Origin of the sequence: Pseudomonas sp. MIS38, assembly GCF_019891575.1 — a bacterium.
Taxonomy (GTDB): Bacteria; Pseudomonadota; Gammaproteobacteria; order Pseudomonadales; family Pseudomonadaceae; genus Aquipseudomonas; species Aquipseudomonas putida_A.
Map to the genome: position 1 here is coordinate 23,567 of NZ_JAFLXF010000004.1, position 22,442 is coordinate 46,008.

General features: G+C 59.7%; 20 protein-coding genes. 12 read left to right on the top strand and 8 right to left on the bottom strand.

Translation table 11 applies throughout. From position 1 onward, the window contains the following. Positions 1–26: 26 nt before the first annotated feature. On the bottom strand, positions 27–899 hold the full coding sequence (locus J1G18_RS07045) for a LysR family transcriptional regulator (RefSeq protein ID WP_134785945.1): 873 nt from the start codon (positions 897–899) through the stop codon (positions 27–29). Between the two features lie 160 nt (positions 900–1,059). On the opposite strand from J1G18_RS07045, the gene ampC reads away from it, so the two are divergent. Further along, a complete protein-coding gene (gene ampC / locus J1G18_RS07050) occupies positions 1,060–2,226 on the top strand; it encodes a class C beta-lactamase (protein ID WP_223007287.1) in 1,167 nt (388 codons plus the stop codon). Positions 2,227–2,286: 60 nt separating this feature from the next. On the opposite strand, the gene J1G18_RS07055 is transcribed toward ampC, so the two are convergent. After that, positions 2,287–2,559 (bottom strand): hypothetical protein, encoded by a 273-nt coding sequence (locus tag J1G18_RS07055; protein WP_098968500.1) that lies wholly within the window; start codon positions 2,557–2,559, stop codon positions 2,287–2,289. Between the two features lie 548 nt (positions 2,560–3,107). On the opposite strand from J1G18_RS07055, the gene J1G18_RS07060 reads away from it, so the two are divergent. Together J1G18_RS07060 and J1G18_RS07065 are read left to right on the top strand one after the other, a co-directional pair. Beyond that, positions 3,108–4,475 carry an AAA family ATPase gene (locus J1G18_RS07060; RefSeq protein ID WP_098968072.1) on the top strand — a complete coding sequence of 456 codons (1,368 nt, stop codon included), beginning with the start codon at positions 3,108–3,110 and terminating at the stop codon, positions 4,473–4,475. Further along, positions 4,468–5,088, top strand: a complete 621-nt coding sequence (locus tag J1G18_RS07065) for a retron system putative HNH endonuclease (RefSeq protein WP_223007288.1) — start codon at positions 4,468–4,470, stop codon at positions 5,086–5,088. The genes J1G18_RS07060 and J1G18_RS07065 overlap by 8 nt, the downstream gene beginning before the upstream one ends. Positions 5,089–5,175: 87 nt before the next feature. Here J1G18_RS07065 and J1G18_RS07070 read toward each other — a convergent pair whose 3' ends face one another. Beyond that, a complete protein-coding gene (locus tag J1G18_RS07070) occupies positions 5,176–5,748 on the bottom strand; it encodes a DUF4174 domain-containing protein (RefSeq protein ID WP_223007289.1) in 573 nt (190 codons plus the stop codon). 209 nt (positions 5,749–5,957) lie between these two features. Between J1G18_RS07070 and J1G18_RS07075 the strand changes: the two genes are divergently transcribed. Next, positions 5,958–6,431, top strand: a complete 474-nt coding sequence (locus tag J1G18_RS07075) for a GNAT family N-acetyltransferase (protein WP_223007290.1) — start codon at positions 5,958–5,960, stop codon at positions 6,429–6,431. Positions 6,432–6,511: 80 nt separating this feature from the next. Here J1G18_RS07075 and J1G18_RS07080 read toward each other — a convergent pair whose 3' ends face one another. The 3 genes from J1G18_RS07080 to J1G18_RS07090 all read right to left on the bottom strand — a co-directional run bounded on the left by J1G18_RS07080 (position 6,512) and on the right by J1G18_RS07090 (position 9,653). Then, positions 6,512–7,297 carry a sulfite exporter TauE/SafE family protein gene (locus tag J1G18_RS07080; RefSeq protein WP_027613882.1) on the bottom strand — a complete coding sequence of 262 codons (786 nt, stop codon included), beginning with the start codon at positions 7,295–7,297 and terminating at the stop codon, positions 6,512–6,514. Between the two features lie 212 nt (positions 7,298–7,509). Next, on the bottom strand, positions 7,510–8,727 hold the full coding sequence (locus J1G18_RS07085) for an MFS transporter (protein ID WP_223007291.1): 1,218 nt from the start codon (positions 8,725–8,727) through the stop codon (positions 7,510–7,512). Between the two features lie 176 nt (positions 8,728–8,903). Then, entirely contained in the window at positions 8,904–9,653 is a 750-nt protein-coding gene (locus tag J1G18_RS07090; protein ID WP_223007292.1) for a hypothetical protein, read from the bottom strand. Positions 9,654–9,887: 234 nt separating this feature from the next. Between J1G18_RS07090 and J1G18_RS07095 the strand changes: the two genes are divergently transcribed. The 3 genes from J1G18_RS07095 to J1G18_RS07105 all read left to right on the top strand — a co-directional run bounded on the left by J1G18_RS07095 (position 9,888) and on the right by J1G18_RS07105 (position 12,536). Continuing rightward, positions 9,888–11,036, top strand: a complete 1,149-nt coding sequence (locus tag J1G18_RS07095) for an aldose epimerase family protein (RefSeq protein WP_223007293.1) — start codon at positions 9,888–9,890, stop codon at positions 11,034–11,036. 179 nt (positions 11,037–11,215) lie between these two features. Continuing rightward, entirely contained in the window at positions 11,216–12,037 is an 822-nt protein-coding gene (locus J1G18_RS07100; RefSeq protein ID WP_223007294.1) for an aldo/keto reductase, read from the top strand. A 28-nt stretch (positions 12,038–12,065) separates the two neighbouring features. Then, positions 12,066–12,536, top strand: coding sequence for a DUF1810 domain-containing protein (locus tag J1G18_RS07105; protein WP_223007295.1), 471 nt, complete (start codon positions 12,066–12,068; stop codon positions 12,534–12,536). On the opposite strand, the gene J1G18_RS07110 is transcribed toward J1G18_RS07105, so the two are convergent. Next, positions 12,501–14,861, bottom strand: a complete 2,361-nt coding sequence (locus tag J1G18_RS07110) for a DNA polymerase II (protein ID WP_223007296.1) — start codon at positions 14,859–14,861, stop codon at positions 12,501–12,503. The two genes, J1G18_RS07105 and J1G18_RS07110, sit on opposite strands and share 36 nt — an antisense overlap. 329 nt (positions 14,862–15,190) lie before the next feature. Between J1G18_RS07110 and J1G18_RS07115 the strand changes: the two genes are divergently transcribed. Next, a complete protein-coding gene (locus J1G18_RS07115; protein WP_027613875.1) occupies positions 15,191–15,631 on the top strand; it encodes a CBS domain-containing protein in 441 nt (146 codons plus the stop codon). Between the two features lie 155 nt (positions 15,632–15,786). On the opposite strand, the gene J1G18_RS07120 is transcribed toward J1G18_RS07115, so the two are convergent. Further along, positions 15,787–16,410 (bottom strand): glutathione S-transferase, encoded by a 624-nt coding sequence (locus J1G18_RS07120; protein WP_223007297.1) that lies wholly within the window; start codon positions 16,408–16,410, stop codon positions 15,787–15,789. Between the two features lie 1,093 nt (positions 16,411–17,503). On the opposite strand from J1G18_RS07120, the gene J1G18_RS07125 reads away from it, so the two are divergent. The 4 genes from J1G18_RS07125 (at position 17,504) to J1G18_RS07140 (ending at position 22,400) form a co-directional block, all read left to right on the top strand. After that, the gene (locus tag J1G18_RS07125) at positions 17,504–18,322 is read left to right on the top strand and encodes an energy transducer TonB (RefSeq protein WP_223007298.1); all 819 of its coding nucleotides are present in this window, start codon (positions 17,504–17,506) and stop codon (positions 18,320–18,322) included. A gap of 51 nt (positions 18,323–18,373) precedes the next feature. Then, the gene (locus J1G18_RS07130) at positions 18,374–19,081 is read left to right on the top strand and encodes a MotA/TolQ/ExbB proton channel family protein (RefSeq protein ID WP_007966644.1); all 708 of its coding nucleotides are present in this window, start codon (positions 18,374–18,376) and stop codon (positions 19,079–19,081) included. Continuing rightward, positions 19,081–19,482 (top strand): ExbD/TolR family protein, encoded by a 402-nt coding sequence (locus tag J1G18_RS07135; RefSeq protein WP_003223575.1) that lies wholly within the window; start codon positions 19,081–19,083, stop codon positions 19,480–19,482. Before J1G18_RS07130 ends, J1G18_RS07135 begins: the two co-directional genes overlap by 1 nt. A gap of 206 nt (positions 19,483–19,688) precedes the next feature. Beyond that, positions 19,689–22,400 (top strand): TonB-dependent receptor, encoded by a 2,712-nt coding sequence (locus J1G18_RS07140; protein ID WP_167797068.1) that lies wholly within the window; start codon positions 19,689–19,691, stop codon positions 22,398–22,400. Positions 22,401–22,442 lie beyond the last annotated feature (42 nt).

Consider the following 22,442-nt stretch of genomic DNA (forward strand, 5'->3'; position numbering starts at 1 on the left):
CCCGCTCCCACAGGAGGGGACTTGTGTCAGGCAGAGTTTTGTACCAGCCACTGCTTGAACGCCGTCATCGCCGCCGTCTCCGGCCTTGACTGCAAGCGCGTCAGCCAATAACTGCCGGTGGTGATTTCAATCGCAAACGGCTGACGAATCACGTCCGCCGCCAGTTGCCGGGCGAACATCAGCGGTGGCGCCAAGGCCACCCCGCTGCCCTGCAGCGCCGCTTCCATCATCGCCAGAGACGAATCGAACACAATGCTTTGCGGCGGCGCCGCGTGGGTCGCCAGGCCGGCGGCGTGAAACCACTCCGGCCATTCATCGGTGCGATAGGAACGCAGCAAGCGCTGTTGCAGCAGATCGCCCGGGGTATGCAACTGCCGGGCAATTTCCGGCACGCACAACACCGACAGTGGCGCATCCAGCAGACGCGTTGCCTCGATGCCGTGCCACGCTCCGGCGCCAAAACGAATCGCGTAATCCAGCCCCTCGGCGGCGACGTCGACCCGGTTGTTGTGAGTCGACAGCCGCAAATCTATGAGCGGATGTTTCGCCTGGAAGTCTGGCAGCCGTGGCAGCAACCAACCGACCGCAAAGGTTCCGACGGCACCCACGGTCAACATTTCCCGATACTGACCGCCGGCCAGCCGCTCGAGCATCTGCGCGATATGATCGAACGACGTGGTCAAAACCGGCAACAGGGTCTCGCCTTCACTGGTCAGCATCAGCCCGCGGGGCAGGCGTTTGAACAGGGTGACGTTGAGTTGCGCTTCGAGGCTTTTCACCTGATGGCTCACCGCCGCCTGAGTCACGCATAACTCCACGGCGGCACGGGTAAAGCTCAGATGACGCGCCGAGGCTTCGAACGCGCGCAGTGCATTGAGCGGCAGTAGAGGTCGAATCATGCCCAGTCCCAAATTTTTCTAATGGCTCATCCGAAATATCATCGTTTGTCGACGAGTGCCAGACTGCCTAAATTGTCGGCGCTGATCAGCTGCCCAACATTGCAATTGCCCGCAGTCTAGCGGGATAACACCCTCAACACTCATGGAGAGTGGTTCATTTATGTCATTCATCAATCCGAGCAAAGTCATTTCTCGCAGCGCTTTCGGCCTGATTTTCGCTGCCACCGCGTGCATGGCTGCCCAGCAAACCGACGATCAGTTGCAGGCGCTGGTCAAGGCCGCCGTGACCCCGGTCATGCAGCAACAGGACATTGCGGGGCTGGCCGTGGCCGTGACCGTCGATGGCAAGGTGCACTACTTTAACTACGGTGTCGCCGACAAAAGCACCGGGCAACCGGTGAGTGAAAACACCCTGTTCGAAATCGGCTCGGTGAGCAAAACCTTCACCGCAACCCTCGCCGCCTACGCCCAGGCCAGCGGCAAACTGGAATTCTCCGACAAGGCCAGCCAGCACTGGCCCGAGCTGAAAGGCAGCGCTTTTGACCACATCAGCCTGCTGCAACTGGGCACTTACAGCGCCGGCGGCCTGCCATTGCAATTCCCGGATGCTGCGGATTCTTCCGACAAGATGCTCGGCTATTACCAACAGTGGAAATCGACTTTTCCGGTCGGCAGCCATCGCCTGTATTCCAACCCGAGCATCGGCCTGTTCGGCTATCTGGCGGCGAAAAGCCTTGGCCAACCGTTCAATCAGGTCATGACTGAAACCCTGCTGCCGAAACTCGGGCTCAAGCACACCTTCCTGTCGGTGCCGGCGTCTGAACAAAAGCTCTACGCCCAAGGCTATGACAAGAACAACAAACCGATTCGAGTCAGCCCCGGCGCCCTCGACTCCGAAGCCTACGGCGTAAAAACCAGCGCCGCTGATCTGCTGCAATTCGTCCAGGCCAACCTCGACACCGCCAAACTCGAAACACCCCTGCAAAAAGCCATCGCCCTCACCCACACCGGCTACTACACCGTCGGCGACATGACCCAGGGCCTGGGCTGGGAACGCTACACCTACCCGATCAGCCTCGACCGCCTGCTGGACGGCAACTCGACGCCGATGGCCATGGAAGCGCACAAGGTCAAATGGCTGAATCCGCCACAACCTGAGCCGGCGAACGTGTTGCTGAACAAGACCGGATCCACCGGTGGCTTCGGCGCGTATGTCGCATTCGTACCGTCGAAGAAAGTCGGGATCGTCATTCTGGCGAACCGCAACTACCCGAATGGAGAGCGGGTGAAGATTGCGCACAAGATTCTGGGGGAGTTGACCCGGTGATCACGCCATAAAAAATGGGCGACCTGAGAGGGTCGCCCATTTTGGTTTGAGGGTTTGAAACTACGCCTGTAGCTTCCAGCCCAGCACATCCATCAGGTCGCAGCTGTCGCGCAGAGGGATTGCCAGCACCCGGGCGAAGTCCTGCAGCAGTAATGAGTCATGACCGATGCCGTCGCTGAGGGAAAGGGTTTCCAGCAGTTGAGTCACGCTTCGTAATCGGTAGGCGGCGGTGCCGTGGAGTACGTCTACCGGGGCTTCGCGGTCGATCAGGAGACAGGGGATCTGGCAGTCGATGCCGGTAATGGGGATGTAGCGGGGTTTGGGGTTGGCGATTTGTTCGGGGGAATCTAGGTTCGCGGAAGCTTCGGCTGCGTTCGAATCAAATTTTTTCATGCTTGAAGATCTCGTGCAGTTAGAGAAAAAACTGCCGAGCGCCCTTCCACGAGAGGGTGGCAGCTTTGCGCAGGTGTGGAAGTCCGGGACCCCGAGAAAAACCCGGTGCACTCGAGAGTGCTCCTGCGCATAGCTGCCATAAGCAAACAATGTTGGCATAAAAGGCGCCAACAAGTGTTTACAGGCGCACATGCGCTTTCAGGATTCACCGGACTTCCACATCCGACCGCTGATTTTGCAGCGGCTCGGAAAGATTATCGGCACGGCTCTCGGAGCACCAGTTCCTCAGTGCCGCCGCGCGTTGCAGGAAAAATCCGATAGATTTGAAGGGTATTGCGCAGCTCATTTTGGTGGGAATATTCGGCAACTATTTTCATGGGTGACCGGGTGAAGTGGAGTATCTACACTCCATCGAATCAATCCGTGGCCGGGGATGACATAATGCGCGCCAAAGCTTTTAAACCGACTGACCCTCGAAGGGCGTTGTAATGGAAATTCTCAACTTAAGCCTCAAGGATGTAGGTCGGTTCGCCGACCTTACCATTCACCTCGCCCCCACAAATAAAAACTCCTCGAACATAACGGCGATCGTAGGAAATAACGGTGCTGGGAAAACCACATTATTAAAGTCACTTGCCACCTCTCTGAGCTGGTTGGTAGCCAGAATTCGTACCGAAAGAGGCATTGGCAGCCATTTAATAGACGACGACATTCGCAATGGAGCCTCGTTTGCGATGGTCACTGCGGCCCTGATAGACGGGTCCAAAGCACGGTCAAACGTTCCCAAAAAAGTGGCAGACGAAATTTTATTTGTCTGGACCGTTGCAAGATCCAAGCAGGGGAGAAAGTCGAGTGTTCATAGCGAATTAACTGAGACTAGCCGCCTAGCTGATCTCTACCGCACAAAGTTGACTGCCGATGACAAAGCATCACTTCCCCTAATTGCGTACTACCCAGTTGAACGCTCAGTTCTTGAAATCCCTCTAAAAATCAAAACAAAACATACTTTTGATCAGTTGGACGGCTACGACAACTCGCTCAACCGAGGTGTAGACTTCCGCCGCTTCTTCGAGTGGTTTCGCGAGCGTGAGGACAGCGAAAACGAGACCGGCATTTCCGACACTGCACTGGCCGAAATCTCCATAAAGTTCGGCTATGAAAGTGATGTTTGGAAAACCCTGTCCAACCTGAAAGCCTCTTCCCGCGACCGTCAGCTAACCGCCGTCCGCTCCGCCATCGCCGCTTTCATGCCCGGCTTCACCAACCTGCGCGTGCAACGCAAGCCGCGTCTACACATGGCTATCGACAAGGACGGCGTCACCCTCAACGTCGCCCAACTCTCGCAAGGCGAGAAGTCGATGATGGCGCTGGTCGGTGATATCGCCCGTCGTCTGGCAATGATGAACCAGTCGCTGGACAACCCGCTCCACGGGGACGGCATCGTGCTGATCGACGAAGTGGATCTGCACCTGCACCCTAAATGGCAACGCAGTCTGATCCGCCAACTGAGCGAAACCTTCCCCAACTGCCAGTTCGTGCTGACCACGCACTCACCACTGGTCATCAGCGACGCCAAGGATGTGCTGGTTTACGTACTCAATGACGGTGAACTCCACGAACACAACGGCCTGTACGGACTTGATGCCAATCAGGTGCTGCTGGAAGTCATGGACACCGACATCCGTAACAGCGACGTTCAAAAACGCTTGAACGCACTGCTCGAACGCTTGCAGGACGGTGATCTGGAAACCGCACAAAAGCTATTCGCCGAACTGGCAGAAGAACTTCCGGACGGTCATATCGAACTGGCGAAAGCTGCGCTGTTGCTGCGCAAACTGGAGTTGCGCCGTGCGTAAGATCACCAAGGGAGCCGAGCCGGAACAACTCATCAGATGGAAACGCGCCAACACAACATTACGTTACCGGGACCTGCCCGGCGAAGAACGCGTGAGCGTGCGCACGGCCTGTATAACGGAACAGTTCAGCCTTTGCGCCTATTGCTGCCAGACCATTGCAGGCGACAACTCACATAACGAGCACGTTGAGGCCCAGGATAAAGTCCCCAATCGCACACTGGAATTCACCAACATCGTCGCCAGTTGCCAACGCCAGAATCAATGTGGACATCATCGAGGCACGCGCCCACTAGATCTGACGCCCTTGATAGAGGAATGCGAGTCGGAATTAAAGTTTTATCTGTCCGGCAGAGTGACCGGCAAAACTGAACGCGCAAATTCGGCTCTGGAAATTTTGAATCTCGGTCATACTGAAGAAAGCAATCGCGGACTCATAGGGGCACGGAAACAACTGGTTGATCAGTTGATCTTTACAGGAGGCATGCAACCCGATGACCTTGAAGATGAAGAGCTTCTGGGCATTCTCCTTGATGACATGCTGACTCCCAAGAATGGCCAGCTTGCGGCTTTCTCTCCGGTTCTGGTCAATGTCATCCGTCAGCTCCTGCCCTGATATTCAGAGTATCGTGGTCATCCAAGCGGACAAAAAAATGGCGAACGTTTAAAGCGTCCGCCATTTTTTATTCAGAGCCTGCCTCAATCAATCATCCGGCATTTCCGGTGGCTTGCTCGGTTTCGCCGGTTTGGCTGGCTTGGCGCCCTTCTCGCCTTTCTTGGCTGCCGGTTCGGCGGCGGTGGCCTTGGTTTCAGCGACCGTCGGTGCGCTGATTTCCTTTTCGCTGGCCGGCAGCGCGTCAACCGTGTCGAAGATTTTCTTCAGGTCCACCGACTTCGCTTCCTCGCCCGAGGCCGAGAGTTTGGTCTCGCCGTCCTTGCCCAGCAGGAACACTTTCGGATACGCACCAGCACCGAGCTTCAGCGACCGCAGCAAAGCCATGGTGTCTTGCTGGCCGAGATCCTTGCCATCGAGTTGTCCGGCCATATTGAGGATGGTGTAGACCTTGATGTTGCGGTCGGTGACGCCCTTCTTGTTCGCCGGATCTTCCAGCGACTTTTTCAACCCCACCCACACCGGGTCGACGGTGCTTTGGGCGATCACGATCAACGGTCGGGCCCGTCCCATATCCCCGGCTATGGGCGAGTCATTGTCAGCGGCGAACAAGGGGCCGGCAATCGCCAGCAAGAGTGTCAGGGTCAGTGACCTGATGAGCATGCGCATCTCCTTTTGATATCCACGCTCTAATGATTGCGCATCGCGGCGATTGTTCCGGGGTCGTGCCCGGCAAATATGTTTCGCCTTGTCAGAAGCTTAGGTCAGCCGCGTCATTGCGCAACTGCATCGGCGTAATCGTGACGCGGATTTGATTACCTTTTGTGAGCGCATTAGGGTGGTCATTCTGCCCACGAAATGGAGTTCAACCCATGCACATCGACTACCTGTGCGATCACCCGCATTTGATTGAGGAACTCGCCGAACTCAATTTCAAGGAATGGGGCGAATTCCGTGACGGCGATACCCTTGAAGCCCGCACCGAGCGGATGCGCGCGGCCTGCGGCAAGGGTGCGGTTCCCAGCGTGGTGGTGGCCATTGAAGACGACAGATTGCTCGGTGGCGCGCTGCTGATCGACAGCGACATGAAGATCCGCCCGCAACTGACGCCGTGGCTGGCGGGCGTCTACGTGAAAGCCGAAGAACGCGGACGCGGAATTGCTTCGCAACTGGTCAACAGGATCGTCGCCGAGGCGGCGACGCTGGGAGTGACTGAGTTGTATCTGTACACCGACGCTGCGCAATCGCTGTATGCGGGGTTGGGTTGGGAGGTGGTCGAGGATCTGATCTACGAGGATTTGCCGGTGACCGTCATGAAATTCAACATCCTTCATACCGCAGCGTAGGAGCTGCCGCAGGCTGCGATCTTTTGATCTTGATTGTAAAAACGAAGATCAAAAGATCGCAGCCTGCGGCAGCTCCTACATCAGAACGCCAGTTTGTAGCCAATCAGCAGCAGCATGGTCGCCAGGCACGGGCGCAGCAATTCATCGGAAATGCGCCCGGTCAGGTGGCTGCCGAGCCAGATGCCTGGCAACGAACCCATCAGCAGAAAGCCCAGCACGCCCCAGTCCATGTTGCCCATGCTCGCGTGGCCCAGACCGGCAACCAGGGTCAGCGGCACGGCGTGGGCGATTTCGGTGCCGACCAGACGCCGGGTCGGCAGCAGCGGATAGAGGATGAACAACGCGACCGTGCCGAGGGCGCCGGCGCCGATCGAGGTCAGGGCGACCATGGTGCCGAGGATCAGCCCGGTGATCACTGTCATCACATTCAGGCGCGTGCCGCTCGGGTTGTAATTGCCGCCCGCGCGTTTGTGGGCGAATTCGAGCAGGCGCTTCTTGAACAGAATCGCCAGCGCCGTGGCGAACAGCACGAAGCCCAAGGCCTGTTTGATGATCGCGTTCATCGCCTCGGGCGCGGTGTGCAGGGTGCTGAGAAACCACAGGGTCATGGCGACTGCCGGCACGCTGCCGAGAGTCAGCCAGCCAGTGATCGCCCAGTCGATGTTGTTGTTCTTTTTGTGCACCAGCACGCCACTGGATTTGGTAATGGCCGCGTACAACAGGTCGGTGCCCACCGCTGTTGCCGGGTTGATGCCGAACCACAGCAGGATCGGCGTCATCAACGAGCCGCCGCCGACACCGGTCATGCCGACAATAAAACCCACCACCAGCCCGGCAATCACCAGGCCGAAATTTGCCAATTCCATTAAGACGTCCAGAAAAAACGACAGGAAAAATCTGGCCCGCAGCATAGCGATTTTTCATATAACCACATATATCGATGCGGTCTATCGTTATGCCTTTGTTCAAATCCACATCATCTCTACTGTAGGAGTGAGCCTGCTCGCGATAGCGTCTCCGCAGACAAATCGTTCGTGTCTGATAAAACGCTATCGCGAGCAGGCTCACTCCTACAAAGTCATGTGGTGACGCGCCGGCCTGGTTTGAAGCTGTGATGACGGTTGATCCACACCGTCGCCAGCGAGATCAGCGACAGGATCAACAATGCCCATGGAAACGACATCGCCCCCGCCCGATCCAGCAGCAACCCGCCAAACAGACCGCCGCCGGCAATCGCCACATTCCAGGAGGTGGTGAGCATCGCTTGCACCACGTCCACGTGCTCGCCAGCCGAATCCGCCGCGGCTGTCAGCAGCAGCGTCGCCGAACCGCCGAACGACAGGCCCCACACGGCCATGCAGGTGTAGATCAGCCACGGCGACGGGGATATCAGCGCCAGCACCAGTGCGGTCACGGCAAACACCGCGAGGCTGATCAGCGTCAGCCAGCGCAACCAGCGGTCCACCAGCAGGCCGATGATCCAGATCCCGATCAGCGAACACAGGCCGAACACCAGCAGCACCAGATCGACGCGCTCGGCCAGCCCGGCCTGCATCAGGAATGGCGCGATGTAGGTGTAGAGAATGTTGTGCCCAAGCATCCAGGTCAGCACCACGAACAGCACCGGCCGTACGCCCGGCAGACGCAGCGATTGCAGCAACGGCAGGCGTTCGGCGCTGGTCTGGCCGGGACGATCCGGCACCGCCAGCACAATCCACGCCGCCAGCACCAACGCCAGCGCCGACATGATCCCGAACGAAGCGCGCCAACCGATCAGGTTGCCCAGCCAGGTTCCCGCCGGGGTGCCCAGCGACAGCGCCACCGGGGTGCCGAGCATGGCGATTGCCAACGCCCGTCCCTGCTGGTGCACCGGCACGATGCCACGGGCGTAGCCGGCCATGATTCCCCACGACAGCCCTGCCGCCATCCCGGCCAAGAACCGCGACGCCAAGGTCAAGCCGTAATGGCTGGAGAACGTAGTCACGGTGTTGAACACCAGGAAGCCACCGACCGTCATCAGCAGTACCCGCCGCCGTGGCCAGCCCCGGGTGGCGACGGTCAGCGGAATCGCCGCGACAATCGAGCCCAGTGCATACAGCGTCACCAGTTGCCCGGCGAGCACTTCGCTGACCCCAAGCCCGGCGCCGATCTGCGGCAGCAGCCCGGCCGGCAGGGTCTCGGTGAGGATGGCGATGAAGCCGGTCATGGCGAAGGCCAGCAACGCGGCATAGGGCAGTTTTTCTGCACGGGTGGCGCGGTCGATACGGTTGAAGTCGGTGCTTGCGGAGTCGGTCATGACAGGTGCAGCTCCCTTTGGATCAATAGTAGCGATGGATTGTATACAAAAATCCCACGCACAATTTGATCAATGTGGGAGCGAGCCTGCTCGCGAATGCGGTGGATCTATCAGAGATTCAGCGCCTGGTAGATCGCTTTCGCGAGCAGGCTCGCTCCCACATTGGATCTCCGCACTTACTGCACCGGAAGGAAATTCAGGAACAGCAGGCTCTGCGCGTAGTTCAGGCCGATGCGCCGGTAGCGCTCATCGAGCATCTGCGTCAGCAAGTCGAGGCGCGCGACGATCTTGCCGAATTCGGTAGCGAAACTCAGGTTGCTGCCCTCCTCCGAGATTTCATTGGAGAACAGCAGCGGCTGGCCTTCGTTGTTCTGCCGCTGGGCCAGAATCCACGTGGCTTTCTCGATATTGCGCGCGGCGTTGTGGACGAAGGTCGGGTTGATTGCATCGGTCATGTAGAACTCGATGCGATTGCCGTGGGCGGTGACCAGCATGCTGCCGATGGCATAGATGAAGGCGCCGACCCGATCCCCGAGAAACTCCGGACTCATCGCATAGCTGAGCGCCGCCAGATCTTTGCGCCCGCCCAACACCGGTAACGGTTGCTGCTGCTCGACGGCAAGGCGCACCTGTTTCACCGCCGTGTTGATGTCGAGGAAGCCCGACTTGCGCAGTTCTTCCGGGTTGCGCAAATACAGCTTGCCCATCAGGCGATAAAGGCTGTTGAGGTTGTCGCGCATCGCCAACGTGGCCATGCGATCGACGCTGGTCTGCAGGAATTCCTGCGGTTGACCGTCACGCATCTGAGCGATGAAACCGTTGCCGGTCTGGTGCGTGCAACCGCTGACAAACAGCGATGACAGACAGGCCAGCAACAGGCACGGGCGGCGAAAAAATCGGGCGATCGGGTGAAAAACTCTAGGCATGAATTCTCGAACGGGCACATTCCTGTGCGGCGGGCGTCGCCGCATCCTGGCCATGGATAGAGCCGCCGAATCCGGAAAAGTGCAGCGCTGGCACGATTTCCCGACCTTCGGCAACTATTTAGTATGACTTTATATTTGCACTAAACCTTTAACCGGCTATAAATTCTGACTCAACCCACAATTAGCATGACTATTACCCTGTTTTGAAAACAACAACAAAAAGGAAGGTCAACCATGCTTCAATCACGTCACCTGCTCTCCGGCCTCGGACTGTCCCTGATGATCGCCACCCTCTCCGCCAACGCGGCGGGCCTGACCGCCGAACACAAAGCCTTTGGCAAAACCAATGACGGCACGCCCGTCGAGCAATACATCCTGCGCAACAGCCACGGCATGCAGGCGACCGTCATCACCTACGGCGCCACCCTGCAATCGCTGCTGGTGCCGGACAAACACGGCAAAGCCGCCGATGTGGTGCTGGGTTTCGACGATGTTCAGGGTTACCAGAAAGGCACGGCGTATTTCGGCGCGACCATCGGCCGTTTCGGCAATCGCCTCGCGGACGGCGCGTTCGAACTCGACGGCAAGCGCTATCAGGTGCCGCAGAACGACAAGTCCAACGCTTTGCATGGCGGTACTCAGGGTTTCGACAAGAAGGTCTGGAAAGCGCAGGAAACCAAGGACAAGGATTCCGTCGGCGTGACCCTCACCTATCTGTCGGCAGACGGTGAAATGGGCTTCCCCGGCAATCTCACCACCGAAGTGACCTATCGCCTGACCGACAGCAACGAGTTGCGCATCGACTATAAGGCCAGCACCGATAAACCGACCGTGCTCAACCTGACCAACCACAGCTACTTCAACCTCGCCGGCGCCGGCAATGGCGACATTCTCAAGCAGGTGGCCACCTTGCACGCCAACCGTTACACCCCGGTCACGGACAAGTTGATCCCGACCGGCGAACTGGCGCCAGTGGCCGGCACACCAATGGACTTCACCAAGCCCACTGCCATTGGTACGCACATCAAGGCCGATCACCCACAGCTGAAATTCGCCGAGCCGAAACAGGGTGGCTTCGATTTCAACTGGGTGCTGGATACCAAAGGTGATGTGAACAAAGTCGCCGCCGAGGTCAGCGATCCGCAGTCAGGGCGGCATTTGCAGTTGTTCACCAGCGAGCCTGGTGTGCAGTTCTATACCAGTAACTTCCTCGACGGCACGGTCAAGGGCAAGGGTGGCAAGGTCTATCCGCACTGGGGCGCGTTTACCCTGGAAACGCAGCACTATCCGGATGCGCCGAATCAGCCGGACTTCCCGAGCACGCGTCTCGATCCGGGGCAGACTTACAGCCACAGCGTGGTGTTGAAGTTCTCCGCGAAATAACACTTGCCTTGTGGTGAGGGGATTTATCCCCGATGGGTTGCGCAGCAACCCTGCTTCTTGGGGGCGCTGCGCGCCCATCGGGGATAAATCCCCTCGCCACAGGTTCATCGACCTCCATTGGAACCCCTGCGCTATCCTGCTGCCCACTAAGGTATCGACCATCAGCACAGGAGGTTTGAATGCGTACCCTTGAACTGGCAGGCGTGCAGGTTCCAGTGATCGGCCAGGGCACCTGGCGCATGGGCGAGGATCGCTCGGCGCACCAGCGTGAAGTGTCTGCGTTGCGCCAAGGCATCGAACTCGGCATGACTCTGATCGACACGGCGGAAATGTACGCCGAGGGCGGCGCCGAAAGCGTGGTCGGCGAAGCCATTGCCGGTCTGCGTGATCAGGTATTTCTGGTGAGCAAGGTCTACCCGCACAACGCCAGCCGCAAAGGCATCCCGCAAGCCTGCGAGCGCAGCCTGCGCCGGCTCGACACCGATTACATCGACCTCTATCTGCTGCATTGGCGCGGCCAGTATCCGCTGGATGAAACCGTCGAAGCGTTCGAACGCCTGCGCGAGGACGGCAAGATCGGCCGCTGGGGCGTGTCGAATTTCGATGTCGATGACCTCGAAGAACTGGCCAACCCGGCGTGCGCCACCAATCAGGTGCTGTACAACCTGGAAGAGCGCGGCGTCGAATTCGATCTGCTGCCATGGTGCCAACAGCAGCGCATGCCGTTGATGGCTTACTGCCCGATTGGCCAGGGCGGCGCGATGCTGGCTGAACCGGTACTGAACAAGATTGCCGCTCGTCACAACGTGACCCCGGCACAGGTTTCACTGGCGTGGATTCTGCGTCAGGATGGTGTGATTGCGATTCCCAAGGCTGTGCGACCGGAACATGTGCAACTCAATGCACAAGCGGCGCAGTTGCAACTGGATGCCGGGGATCTGGCGGCGCTGGATCAGGTATTCAAAGCGCCACAACGCAAGCAGCGGCTGGCGATGGTCTGAGTCGCTGCCGGCTGGCGAGGGCTTCGTCATGAGAAGCACTGATCAGTACGACCCGTTCAATCTGCAGCGTTTCGTCCAGGCGCAGGACCCGGTGTTCGAACGGGTCCAGCGTGAACTCGGTGAGGGGCGCAAACGTAGCCACTGGATGTGGTTTGTGTTCCCGCAGTTCGCCGGGCTGGGTGGCAGCGAGATGTCCCGGCGCTTCGCCATTCAGTCTGCCGAGGAAGCCGAGGCTTACCTGAACCATGACCTGCTCGGCGCTCGACTGCGCACCTGCACGCAGTTGGTGCTGAACATCCGTCAGCGCTCGATTGCCGAGATTTTCGGCCACCCCGACGACCTGAAATTCCACTCCTCAATGACCCTGTTTGCGCAGCTCAGCGCCGACGACTGTCCGTTCGCTCAGGCGCTGGAGCGTTACTTCCACGGCATCCTCGACGAATGGACCCTGCAACTGCTGGACTCAAAACAGGCCCAGTTGCCCCCCGATCAAGGTTGAGAAATCGTCGTCGACGAACGGCAGAATCGCGTCCGCCACCGGTTGCAACTGGCGGGTGATGTAGTGGTCGTAGTCGATCGCGGCGCGACGCACTTCCAGCGGTTCCGGCCCGGCCAGGGTGATCACGTAACTGATCCAGCCGCCGTTCTGGTATTGCCGCGGGCGCCCGTGCTGCGCGTTGTAATCGTCGGCCAGCCGCGCCGCACGCACATGCGGCGGCACGTTGCGTTCGTAGTCATCGAGGGTGCGGCGCAGGCGTTTGCGGTAGATCAGTCGTTCATCGAATTCGCCGGCCAAGGTCTTGCGCACGTAATTGCGCACGTAATCCTGATACGGCTTGCGCTGGAAGATCCGCTCGTAGAGTTCCTGCTGGAACTGCCGGGCCAGCAGCGACCAGTCGGTGCGCACGGTTTCCAGGCCCTTGTAGACCATTTCGTCACTGCCATCGGCGCGCGTCACCAGTCCGGCGTAGCGCTTTTTGCTGCCCTCCTCGGCACCGCGAATGGTCGGCATCAGAAAACGTTTGTAGTGGGTTTCGTACTGCAATTCGAGAGCACTTTGCAGGCCGTATTCCTCACGCACATGCTCGCGCCACCAGTCGTTGACGTGCTTGACCAGCGCCTGACCGATCTGTGCCGCTTCCTCCTGACCGTGCGCGCGACGCAGCCAGACGAAGGTCGAATCGGTGTCGCCATAGATCACCGCGTGGCCCTGCGCTTCGATCAGCTGACGGGTGCGCAGCATGATCTCGTGGCCGCGCAGGGTGATCGACGATGCCAGACGCGTATCGAAAAATCGGCAACCACTGGAGCCGAGCACGCCGTAGAAGGCGTTCATGATGATCTTCAGCGCTTGCGACAACGGTGCGTTGTGTTCGCGCTTGGCGGTCTCGCGACCTTCGGCGACCCGCGCGACAATCGACGGCAGGCAATGCCGGGTGCGCGAGAAACGTGCACCGCGAAACCCCGGCACCGAGTCGGCATCGTCCGGGTGCTGCAAGCCTTCGATCAGCCCCACCGGGTCGATCAGAAAGGTGCGGATGATCGACGGGTACAGGCTCTTGTAATCGAGCACCAGTACCGACTCGTACAGCCCCGGCTGCGAGTCCATGACGAAGCCGCCGGGGCTGGCCTGTGGCGGATTGGTCCCCAGGTTCGGCGCAACGAAACCCTGGCGGTGCATCAGCGGCATGTACAAATGGGTGAACGCCGCCACCGAGCCGCCGCTGCGATCTGCCGGCAGGCCGGTGACGCTGGCGCGTTCGAGGAGAAACGTCAGCAGTTCGGTCTTGGCGAAGATCCGCGTCACCAGCTCACAGTCCTTGAGGTTGTACTTGGCCAGCGCCGGTTTGTCCTCGGCGAACATGCGGTTGATTTCATCCATGCGCTGGTACGGGTTGTCGATCGCCTTGCCCTCGCCGAGCAAGGTCTGGGCGACGTTTTCCAGGCTGAACGAGGGGAAACTCCAGGTCGCCGAGCGCAGCGATTCGATGCCGTCGATGATCAGCCGCCCCGCCGCCGAAGCAAAGAAGTGGGTGCGACTGCCGTGTTCGCGCCACTGCATCTCCTCACCGCCACGGCCGATTTTCAGCGGCACACCGAGGCGTCGCGCGTGTTCGTGAAGGATGCGCAGGTCGAACTGCACAACGTTCCAGCCGATGATCGCGTCGGGGTCGTGGAGGGCGAACCAGTCGTTGAGCTTCTTCAGGATCACGGTGCGCGAGTCGCAATATTCCAGATCGAAGTCGACAATGCTGGCGTCACCGTTGGGCGCGCCGAGCATGTACACCTGACGCTGGCCGCAACCTTCGAGGGCGATGGAATAAAGCTCGCCGGTTTCGGTGGTTTCGATATCCAGCGAGACCAGCCGTAGTTGCGGTCGGTATTTCGGATCAGGTTTGAGCTGGGCGTTGAGCAGCACGCCATCGGCGTCGGCGCTACCGCCGAACAGCACCGGTGCGGTAATGAAACGCTCCATGAGGTAGCGCTCGGGCGGGCGCACATCGGCCTCAAAGACGTCGACCCCGGCGCGGTTGAGCGCGGTTTCCAGGCGCATCAACTGGCCGTGTTGTTGGCAATACAGTCCGAGCACCGGGCGATGTTCGAAATCCTGCAGGGCCAGCGGGCGCAGTTCGACGTTCTTTTCATCGTGCAGCAGGCGTTCGGCCGCCTCGCGTTGAGCAGCGGGGATAAACGCCACTGACGTCTGCGGCGCCAGCCGCACACGGCGCGGCCCGGCGTCGGTCGCCAGCCAGAACTCGACTTCGGTGCCGGCCGGGGTATCGCGCCAATGCCGGGTCAGGACGAAGCCCTGCTGTAAATCCACCACTGCAACCTCAGGAATTGAATCAGAGGGGCATTCTACGCTGCCCTTCAAGGGATAACCCCATTCCCTGTGGTGAGGGAGCTTGCTCCCGCTCGCCTGCGCAGCAGTCGTAAAACCAGGCAATGCGGTGCATCAGGCAAACCGAATTCTCAGGGTTTGGGCCTGCTACGCAGTCCAGCGGGAGCAAGCTCCCTCGCCACAGGTTTAGCGCTAAGCCGGAAAAACCGGCAAATGACGTTTTTTGCGTGCTATCTGCCGCTTTGCCACCTTGCTCTGCGCGCCAGCGTCTACGATGCTTGAATAACAACGACAACACCTGAGTAACCGCCATGAAGACCGTCGCCCAACTGCTCAAGCTCAAAGATCAGAAAAATCAGGAAGTGCACCATATCGATCCCGGTCACATGGTGCTCGAAGCGCTGATGAAAATGGCCGAGAAAAACGTCGGGGCCTTGGTGGTGATGGAAGATGACAAAGTGGTCGGCATCATCAGTGAGCGTGATTACGCACGCAAACTGGTACTGCACGGGCGCTCGTCAGTGGGAACACCGGTGCGCGACATCATGGTCAAGGACGTCATCACCGTGGACACCCACCAGACCGTCGACACCTGCCTGGGCATCATGTCCGACAAACGCCTGCGCCACTTGCCGGTGGTGGAGAACGGCAAGCTGATCGGTCTGCTGTCGATCGGCGACCTGGTGAAAGAGGCGATTGCCGAACAGGCGGAGCTGATCAAACAGCTGGAGCAGTACATTCGCGGGGAATAGACCCTTCCCACTTACAGAAGTGAGCCCTGTGGCGAGGGGATTTATCCCCGATGGGGCGCGAAGCACCCCCAGAAAAGCCGGGACCGCTTCGCAGTCCATCGGGGATAAATCCCCTCACCACAGAGTTCACTCCTACATTTTGGTTTATCGGGTGATCAGGACGGCCAATGCCGGGCGAAGACAGGGGCCAGCACCGGGTGCCGGTCGATGCGCTGCAACCACGCATAAAACCCCGGACGGGTCTGGCTCAAGTGCTCGCGACTGCCCGCCCAACGCGTCACCACGGCCGCCAGCACGTCCAGCGCGCCGGGCGTTTCGTCGTCCAGGTACAACTCGGCGGAAAACTGGTCGGCAAACACTTCCCAACTCCAGTGCAGGCGCTCACGTGCGCCGGCCATCAGGTTCTGCCGTGAGGCTTCGTCCGGCATCACCAGCCAGCGCTCGGGATAATCGATGACGCCGATGGCCGCATAGCAATTGCTGGCGATGTAGACCATGCCGCGAATCGCCTGATCGCGATCAGCCGCCTTGGCCGGCAACAGACCGGACTCGGGAAAACTCAGGCCCAGATGAATCAGAATCGCCACACTCTCGGTGATCGCACTGCCATCGGGCAATTGCAGGGTCGGCACCTGCTTCAGTGGATTGAGGCGCGCCAGTGCTTCCGCGGCCTCGGTCGAGGCTTCGATATCGATAAAGCGATAGGCGATCTGGCATAACTCCAGCGCCGCCTCGATGGCTGCGGCACCTGAATTGCGATGTCCGTACAGTTGATACATGCCCCCTCCTCGATCTCGACAGATCTGTGTAGCCCTATTTATAGCGGGTGTATCCGCTTTGGCACGTTTTTCCCATGCATTGGCGACTTGCGAATTCAAACCTCGCATAACAGCGCTGGCGGTGCCCATCCCGCACCAAGAGCAATCATCGAACGCTATCCGCGTTCTTGTAAGGTGCGATACCGAACCAAAAGTTCGCGTATCCGAGCTGGCAACAAGGAGTTCACCGCGTGAATCTTCAAACGCTCTGCCGCATCAGCCTCTGCTTGCTTGTTTATCAACAACGCCGAGTTCATTCGAACAGTCCCGGCGGCCAGTGCCTCTATTTTATTACCTGACTCCATGACCACACACCGTGATTGGCGATGACGCTTCGCCGACAACGGCGTGTTATTTATTTTTTAAATACAACTGCAAAAATTCCTGCACCTGCGCCGTATTAAATGAACGCAGACTGGATTGTCGGACAATAACTTTCAGAGACTTTGCAAGTGCACCAAAACGGCTCCAGTGAGTTGGATTATTCAGCACTGGAAACATTGATTTCATTTAAACAAGAACAAGGAACATACGCCGTGACCCGCTAAAACACAGACCCGCACCAAATCAGTCCGCCGCGCACCAGCAAGTGCCCGGGCCGTTAGCCAAGCCGCCGCTCTATCCCGCCGATCAGCGTGATACCGCGTAGAGCCTGACTCGCCTCTGAAAAAACTCCACTCAATGGAGTTTCGGGAAACTGTTGGCCGGAGAAATACACGACAAAGGCAAAACTTATATAAATGCGACATGGGTAACACTGATGAAATAAGACCTATACATTTCGGCAACATCTGGCACAGCGGTTGCTACATGCAAAAAGCACAAGCGTGAGACACCAACACTGATCTCAAGCGATAGAAGAACAACCAGGGAATGGCCAATGAACACTCGAAGTCGATAGCTCTAAGCCAGTAACTGTAAGCAAGCCCTGTTCTATAGATAGTTCAACTATCGGCCTGCGTACACCTTGAAGAAAGTTACACCCACCCACTCGAACATCACCCCTATGTTCGGACGGCACCTTATTGCCCTTCATCAACCCGAGGGAGCTTTAATGAACGATGCGGTAAAGCACAGAACCCTGCCGGGGTCGTTACGGGAAGCGCCAATCCCGCTGTCACCGGACAGGCCAGCCTTCACGGCCAATACCTCGCAGCCCGGCGGGTTGAACAAACAGCAAATGCTGTTGCTGGTGGCGGTATCGGCGCTGATACATAGCGGCGCCTGGTGGTTTTTCCAGCAGACCCGGCCCGAGCCACTGCCGACTCCGCCGCAGATTCCGGAAATGACCGTCGAGCTGAGCAGCCCGACGCCGCCGGCACCGCCCACACCGGAACCGCCACCGCCGCCCCCTCCACCTCCGGAACCGGAACAACCGGTGGAAGACGAAGACGCGGTCAAGCCACCGCCAAAACCGGTGGAAAAACCCAAGCCGATCGAAAAACCGAAACCGGTCGAGAAGCCCAAACCGGTGAAGAAAGTCGAGCCGCCGAAAGCTCCGCCCGCCCCGGCACAACCGGCCGCTCCCGCTGCGCCGGCGACACCGAGCGCGCCACCGGCCCCGGCCGCCGCGCCTGGCCCGGTCAAGGAATCGGCAGCGATTTCCGGTCTCGCCAGCCTCGGCAACCCGCCGCCGGAATACCCGTCGCTGGCACTGCGGCGCAATTGGGAAGGCAGCGTGGTGCTGCGCATTCAGGTGTTGGCCAACGGTCGCGCCGGCTCGGTGACAGTGACCAAGTCCAGCGGCAAGCCGCAACTGGATGACGCCGCCGTCGCGGCGGTAAAGAACTGGAAGTTCATTCCGGCCAAACGCGGTGACACGCCGATTGACGGCTTCGCCACCCAGACCATCGATTTCAAATTGCCGCAATAACGGCACAACCCAACGAACTCACAACCGACTTAATGCAAGCGAGGTGTAGCGATGAACAATTCACTGTCTTCGATGATTGTCCCCGGTGTGCTCTGGGGCCTGGTGCTGTTTTCCGTGGTCAGCTGGGCGATCCTGCTGGTCAAGTCGGCGCAATACCTGCGCCAGAAAGCCCAGAACAAACAGTTCAGCAAAGCCTTCTGGGGTGCACCGGATCTGCTCACCGCTGCCGAACACGCCAGCCAGTATCCGGGCTCGCTGGCGCGCATCGCCAGCAGCGGCTTCGAAGCCTTGCTGGTGGAAGAATCGCCGCGTACCACGCAACAACTGGCGCACACCATCAACCGTTCCGATCGTCTGGAGCGCAACCTGCGCCAGCAGATCCAGAAAGAACGCCGCTCGCTGGAAAACGGTCAGGCGATTCTCGCCAGTATCGGCAGCACCGCGCCGTTCATTGGTCTGTTCGGTACCGTGTGGGGGATCATGGAAGCCCTGCAAAGCATCGGCGAAACCGGTTCGGCCAGCCTTGAAGCGGTCGCCGGCCCGATCGGTCATGCACTGATCGCCACTGGCGTGGGGATCGCTGTCGCGGTCCCGGCAGTGCTGATTTACAACTTCTTCCTGCGCCGCCTGAAACTCGCCTCGGCGGACATGGATGACTTCGCCCACGACTTCGACGCCCTCGCCTCGCGCAGTGCGTTCTCCATCAGCCGCCAGGCCATCGCCAGCAAAACCACAGCCGCCGTGCGGGAGGCCAGCTGATGTCGTTCTCCACGCAAGACAGCGATGAAGTGCTCAGCGAAATGAACGTCACGCCGCTGGTGGATGTGATGCTCGTGCTGCTGGTGGTGTTCATCGTCACCGCGCCGCTGATGACCAATGCGATCAAGGTCAATCTGCCGAAAACCGATGCCGTCGCTCCCGCCGAGAAGAAAGACCCGGTGGTGGTCAGCGTCGATCAGGACGGCAAGTTCTACCTGGCAAAAACCGAACTGGCGCCGGAGTCTTTGGAAGCCAGCCTCAAGGAGGTCAAGGCCAAGGACGCCGAAGTGCGCGTGCAGCTGCAGGCCGACGCCAACGTCAACTACGGCCAGGTGGCCAAGGCCATGGCCTCCATCGAACGTTCGGGCATCAGCAAGATTTCGGTGATGACCACCCACTGAGTGCGGTGCCGGCCGCACGTTGAGAAGCGCGCCCGGCACCGCTGAAGCATCCCGTCGCAATCAGCCGACCGAAAAAACGCCAGGCGTCTTCGGAGGGGATCGGCTTGCTTGAAGAAAGTGGTTTTCCGCACGCGGTATCACCGATAGCGGAGCAATGAGGGGCTCACAAGGCCAATTCGATAACGTCTAAAAAGTCGGAAATAACCATGCTGATGAACACTCCACGCTTCACGCTCAAACCTTTGGTGGCAACGATCTCTCGCCACCGTTTTGTTCCGTTGTATCTGGTGGCCATGGGGATGGGCGCCGGGACTGTGCAAGCCGCCGAGGATGACAGCGCCACCGTGCCCGCCGCGGCAGCGGTGGTGGCGCCGACCACGCAACTGCAACGGGTGGAAGTGACCGGTTCGGCGATTCGCCGGGTCGATGCGGAAACGGCGGTGCCGATCACCATTCTCAAGGCCGATGAGTTGCGCAAACAGGGCGTGACCACCACCGCCGAACTGGTGCAGCGGATCACCGGCAGCCAGTCGATCAACAACAGCGCCGGCTCGGTCGGCGCCGCCACCGGTGGCGCTTCGTTTGCCGACATGCGCGGCATCGGCGCGAACAAGACGCTGGTGCTGCTCAACGGTCGACGCCTGGCCAACAACGCCCTGTCCGGCACCAACTCGGCCGGCGGCGCGGTGGATCTGAACATGATCCCGTTTGCCGCGATCGAGCGCGTGGAGGTGCTGCGCGACGGCGCATCAGCCCTGTACGGCACCGACGCCATCGGCGGCGTGATCAACTTCATCACCAAGAAATCCATGACCGACGGCCAGCTCACCCTCGGTGGCGAAACCCCGACCCACAGCGGCGGCGGTGCCACCAAAGACATGAGCGCCAGCTGGGGCTACGGCGATCTGGAGCAAGACCGCTTCAACGTCCTCGGCGTGTTCAACTACAACAAGCAGCAGAACCTCGACGCCAACGACCGCTCCTTCGCCCGCGACTATGTGCCCGGCCGTGGCCTGGACCAGACCTCCGGCACCGCGTTCCCCGGCAACTACAGCCAGAACGGCAACGCCACCAACCCGTTGGCCAACAGCAATTGCAACGGGCCGAACCTGGTGGCGCGCGATGGCCTGTGCCGCTTCAGCACCCGCGAATACATCGACCTGATTCCGCAAACCGAAAAGACGTCGTTCTTCGGCAAGACCACCGGCAAGCTGGCGGATGACCACAACGTCAACCTCGAATACTTCTGGTCGCGCAACAACAACGCCACCGCTGTCGGCCCGGCCCCGCTCACCGGCTTGAGCCTGGATTCGTCGTCGCCCTACTACCCCGGCAACGGCATCACCCCCGGCCCGACCGGCTTCGCCCTCGACCCGACGCAACCGGTCGATGTGAACTGGCGCGAGACCGCTGCCGGCCCGCGTGAATCGAAAGACCAGAACACCAGTCAGCGCTTTCTGCTGAGCTTCGATGGTCTGGTCGGCGGCTGGGATTACAACGTCGGCGCCTCGTACAACCAGAACAAAATCGTCTCCAGTGTCACCAGCGGATATGTCAGCGATCAGGCGATGATCAACGGTCTGGCCAGCGGTCTGCTCAACCCGTTCGGCCCGCAATCCGCCGCCGGTCAGCAGTACATCGACCAGGCCATGTACCACGGCGCCTACTCCACCGCTGTCGGCCGCGTCGCCGGTTTCGACGGGCGGATCAGCCGCGAGATCGGTGACTGGTTCGGTGCCGGCCCCGCCGGTCTGGCGCTGGGTGGCGAGTACCGCAAAGAGAAATTCCACCAGGACTTCGAACAGTTTGCCGGTGATATCCAGAGCCTCGGCATCGACCCGGCCGGCAGCGTGGAAGGTGACCGCAGCGTGAAAGCCGCGTACGCCGAAATCAACGTGCCGGTGCTCGACAGCCTCGAACTGTCCGCCGCCGTGCGTCACGACAAATACAGCGACTTCGGCAGCACCACCAACCCGAAATACTCGTTCCGTTATCAGCCGCTCAAAGAGCTGGTAGTGCGTGGCGCGTACAGCGAAGGCTTCCGTGCGCCGTCACTGTACGAGCTGTATTCGCCGCGCAGCATCACCTACACCCAGGGCTACTACAACGACCCGGTGCTGTGTACCGGTGGCGTGGTGCAACCGGGCGGCAACGGCGGGCGCGATTGCGGCCAGCAGTTCCTCAATCAGATCGGCGGCAATGAAGATCTGGCCCCGGAGAAGGCGCGCAACGTGACGCTGGGCTTCGTCTATCAGCCGGTCAGCAACCTGTCGGTGGGTCTGGATTTCTGGTGGATTCACATTTCCAACCAGATCCAGCCGTTCCCTGAATCCACCGTGTTCGATCAGGCCGGCAGCTACCCGGATCGCTTCGTGCGCAACGCCGACGGCACGCTCAACTACATCGTCACCGGCAACGCCAACCTCGGCATCGTCGAAACCAACGGTGTCGATGTGTCGCTGGATTACCGCTTCCCGAACACCCCTTACGGCCAGTTCGGTCTGGGGCTGCAAGGCACCTACGTCGACAGTTACGACTTCCAGAGCACCATCAAGGGTCCGTTTACCGACAAGGTCGGCGACTTCGAAGGGGACGGGGTGATCGCGCGCTGGAAACACAACCTCACCGGCAGCTGGACCTTCGGCGCGGCTCGTGCGTCGCTGACCAACCGCTTCACCACCGGCTACAACGACTACGACCGCGATACCCATGCGCGCGTCGCGTCGTATTCGGTGTGGGACCTGTCGGCCGGCTACACCTTCAACAAGGTGCTGGACGTGGATGCGGGGATGAAGAACATGTTCGACCGCAACCCGCCGTTCACCAACCAGGCCTACAACTTCCAGAGCGGCTATGACCCGCGCTACACCGACCCGCTGGGCCGCACGCTATTTGCGCGCATGACGTATCACTTCTGACCGGAAACACCGGATGTCTCTCCTGTGGGAGATGTTTCCACT

Excerpts from the sequence above, each read along its gene's own strand:
- J1G18_RS07085 (WP_223007291.1), bottom strand. The coding sequence starts at position 8,727 with ATGACCGACTCCGCAAGCACCGACTTCAACCGTATCGACCGCGCCACC.
- ampC (WP_223007287.1), top strand. The coding sequence starts at position 1,060 with ATGTCATTCATCAATCCGAGCAAAGTCATTTCTCGCAGCGCTTTCGGC.
- J1G18_RS07045 (WP_134785945.1), bottom strand. The coding sequence starts at position 899 with ATGATTCGACCTCTACTGCCGCTCAATGCACTGCGCGCGTTCGAAGCC.
- J1G18_RS07080 (WP_027613882.1), bottom strand. The coding sequence starts at position 7,297 with ATGGAATTGGCAAATTTCGGCCTGGTGATTGCCGGGCTGGTGGTGGGT.
- J1G18_RS07120 (WP_223007297.1), bottom strand. The coding sequence starts at position 16,410 with ATGTATCAACTGTACGGACATCGCAATTCAGGTGCCGCAGCCATCGAG.
- J1G18_RS07115 (WP_027613875.1), top strand. The coding sequence starts at position 15,191 with ATGAAGACCGTCGCCCAACTGCTCAAGCTCAAAGATCAGAAAAATCAG.
- J1G18_RS07090 (WP_223007292.1), bottom strand. The coding sequence starts at position 9,653 with ATGCCTAGAGTTTTTCACCCGATCGCCCGATTTTTTCGCCGCCCGTGC.
- J1G18_RS07075 (WP_223007290.1), top strand. The coding sequence starts at position 5,958 with ATGCACATCGACTACCTGTGCGATCACCCGCATTTGATTGAGGAACTC.
- J1G18_RS07140 (WP_167797068.1), top strand. The coding sequence starts at position 19,689 with ATGCTGATGAACACTCCACGCTTCACGCTCAAACCTTTGGTGGCAACG.
- J1G18_RS07130 (WP_007966644.1), top strand. The coding sequence starts at position 18,374 with ATGAACAATTCACTGTCTTCGATGATTGTCCCCGGTGTGCTCTGGGGC.
- J1G18_RS07100 (WP_223007294.1), top strand. The coding sequence starts at position 11,216 with ATGCGTACCCTTGAACTGGCAGGCGTGCAGGTTCCAGTGATCGGCCAG.
- J1G18_RS07105 (WP_223007295.1), top strand. The coding sequence starts at position 12,066 with ATGAGAAGCACTGATCAGTACGACCCGTTCAATCTGCAGCGTTTCGTC.
- J1G18_RS07125 (WP_223007298.1), top strand. The coding sequence starts at position 17,504 with ATGAACGATGCGGTAAAGCACAGAACCCTGCCGGGGTCGTTACGGGAA.
- J1G18_RS07060 (WP_098968072.1), top strand. The coding sequence starts at position 3,108 with ATGGAAATTCTCAACTTAAGCCTCAAGGATGTAGGTCGGTTCGCCGAC.
- J1G18_RS07070 (WP_223007289.1), bottom strand. The coding sequence starts at position 5,748 with ATGCTCATCAGGTCACTGACCCTGACACTCTTGCTGGCGATTGCCGGC.
- J1G18_RS07135 (WP_003223575.1), top strand. The coding sequence starts at position 19,081 with ATGTCGTTCTCCACGCAAGACAGCGATGAAGTGCTCAGCGAAATGAAC.
- J1G18_RS07095 (WP_223007293.1), top strand. The coding sequence starts at position 9,888 with ATGCTTCAATCACGTCACCTGCTCTCCGGCCTCGGACTGTCCCTGATG.